At 40.9% G+C, this 452-nt stretch carries 1 pseudogene; it reads left to right on the top strand.

The features are described 5' to 3' along the window. Positions 1-452, top strand: a pseudogene (locus CWB85_RS21935) (TonB-dependent receptor); the annotation flags it as partial.

The following is a 452-nucleotide window of genomic DNA, read 5'->3' as shown; positions in this document are numbered from 1 at the left end:
ATTGGTTGATTACGATATCACTGATAATGCCTTAGTCCGTTTCCACTACGATCGCACCGATGATGAAGCAGGCCTAGATACAGGTGCATGGATTGATGACAATGCTAATGTAATTGGCGATGATAAAACCATTCGCGATATGTCATGGGCATTTACTGATATTACAGTTGAAAACCTTGGTGTGGATTTTCAAGTATTCTTATCTGACAACTGGCAAGTAAATATTGGCTACAACGAGCAAACGTTTGAGCGTCAACGCTTTGAATCAGCTGCACGTAAACCATCAGACTTTATGGAAGGCGATAGCTATGAATCACGCCCTTATGACCGTTTTGACGATTGGCAGTTTACAACCGCATTTATTGATTTTATCGGTGAGTTTGAAACCGCAGGCGTTCAACACCAATTATTAATTGGTGCCAACTCTCTTGATTACTACTACGGACAATTAC

This window comes from Pseudoalteromonas sp. S1727 (assembly GCF_005886375.1).
Classification (GTDB): Bacteria; Pseudomonadota; Gammaproteobacteria; order Enterobacterales; family Alteromonadaceae; genus Pseudoalteromonas; species Pseudoalteromonas haloplanktis.
The sequence above is the reverse complement of the archived record's forward strand: the minus strand, read 5'-3'. Positions and strand labels throughout refer to the sequence as shown.